General features: G+C 57.8%; 3 protein-coding genes. All 3 read left to right on the top strand.

What is annotated here, in order from left to right:
- The first annotated feature begins 546 nt into the window (after positions 1–546).
- On the top strand, positions 547–990 hold the full coding sequence (locus F561_RS0124260) for a helix-turn-helix transcriptional regulator (protein ID WP_019012554.1): 444 nt from the start codon (positions 547–549) through the stop codon (positions 988–990).
- 10 nt (positions 991–1,000) lie between these two features.
- Complete coding sequence (locus F561_RS0124255; RefSeq protein ID WP_019012553.1) at positions 1,001–1,435, top strand: VOC family protein; 435 nt, start codon at positions 1,001–1,003, stop codon at positions 1,433–1,435.
- A 171-nt stretch (positions 1,436–1,606) separates the two neighbouring features.
- Positions 1,607–1,735: transposase (locus F561_RS29820; protein WP_425386981.1), on the top strand; the 129-nt coding region annotated here is incomplete at its 3' end.

Raw genomic sequence — 1,735 nt, 5'->3', positions numbered from 1 at the left:
TTGAGCGTCTGTTCCTGCTCAGGGCTCAATTCCACTTTGTACAGCAGAGGGCGAGGCATAAATAACTCTACTCAATTGCAAAACGCTCCACTAGGAATGGATATAGTCCTTGTTGTTGATCATTGTTTTTAAAGCATAAAAAAGACATGAATGATTATCATGGGCAGCCCATCAATACCGTGCCACACGAAATTTTTCAGCTAAACCCCACAAAGTATCAGAGGGAAGAAGACCCATCGCCACAAAGTGTCAACAGGGTTGTGTTGCCTTCATTAATCCCGAGGCCGCTGGAGGGCAGGGATGGCCACCCTACCTCCAGCCCCCGCATGAAGGCAACACAACCGAATAAACTGGTCGTCGTCCTACGAGAGGCCACAGGGTCGGCGTAGACACGAATTTCAGCTCCACGACCGAACTGGAATCTGGCCGTTCCTGCTCTTCCGCCGAGCGACTTGATCAGCAGGTGGTGACCTCCAAAAGGAGGAGTGGGCGGTGAGGGAGCGCCCGGCCTTGATCCACATTTCTGGAAGGACGACACTGATCGGCATGACCCTGCCCCTTACCGTCTCTCCACACCTGCGCGAATTGGCGCGGCTACGGCGGGTGCGTGACCGGATCGACCGGGACTTCGCTCAGCCGCTGGACGTCGAGGCGCTGGCCTACAGCGTGAACATGTCCGCCGGGCACCTGAGCCGCCAATTCCGGCTGACCTACGGGGAGTCGCCCTACAGTTACCTGATGACGCGGCGCATCGAGCGGGCCATGGCACTCCTGCGCCGGGGCGATCTCAGTGTCACGGACGTCTGCTTCGAAGTCGGTTGCTCGTCCCTGGGTACCTTCAGCACCCGCTTTACTGAGTTGGTGGGGATGCCGCCCAGCGCTTACCGGCAGCACGCCGCAAACCAGACGGTGGGCCTGCCGCCCTGCGTGGCCAAACAGGTCACGAAACCGGTCAGGAATCGAGAAGCGCCAGAGACCCGCCGCGCCTAGAGTAAGTGCCATGACCCTTACTCTTCACCAGACGTTCTTGCCGCACACCGACCCCACCGCCTCGTTGGTTTTCTACCGGGACACCCTTGGCTTTACCGTGCATAACGATGTCGGATACAACGGCCTGCACTGGATCACAGTGGGCCCCGCAGGTCAGCCCAGTCCTTCTATCGTGCTCTTTCCGCCTGAGGCCACCCCTGGACTGACCGACGATGAGCGCCGTACTATCGCCGAGCTGATGGCCAAAGGCAGTTATGCCACCATTATCCTCGCCACCAACGACTTGGACGGCACCTTTAACCGGATACAGGCCAGCAACGCGGAAGTGGTTCAGGAACCAACCCTCCAGCCGTATGGGGTGCGGGATTGTGCCTTCCGGGATCCGGCAGGAAATTTGGTGCGCATCCAAGAGGTCTCCATATCGCCCAACGGAAACCGGGCTTAAGCAGAGCTTCTAAAGTGGTATGTCAACATCTCGAAGCTTTACTGAAAAGGGTCTGGGCGGAAAGCCCAGGGATTTATCCTTGGGATGGATAGCCTAGCCGCCCGAAGGGCGGGGTGCTGATGCTGAAGGCTGAATCGAAAGCCCTACGCCACCTTCCAACTGGGCTACACTGTGGATGTGCCGACGCCTTACGTTCACAAAAACACCTCTGTGTCGCTGCTGCGATACCACTTCGTGTTTTGTCCGAAGCGGCGCAGAAAGGTACTGGTGAATGCTGTTGCACAACGACTCCGAGAGCTG

Origin of the sequence: Deinococcus aquatilis DSM 23025 (assembly GCF_000378445.1) — a bacterium.
Classification (GTDB): Bacteria; Deinococcota; Deinococci; order Deinococcales; family Deinococcaceae; genus Deinococcus; species Deinococcus aquatilis.
This window is presented reverse-complemented; position numbering and strand designations above follow the sequence as displayed.

Bases quoted from the DNA above. Each gene is read 5' to 3' on its own strand.
- F561_RS0124255 (WP_019012553.1), top strand. From the start codon at position 1,001: ATGACCCTTACTCTTCACCAGACGTTCTTGCCGCACACCGACCCCACC.
- F561_RS0124260 (WP_019012554.1), top strand. From the start codon at position 547: ATGACCCTGCCCCTTACCGTCTCTCCACACCTGCGCGAATTGGCGCGG.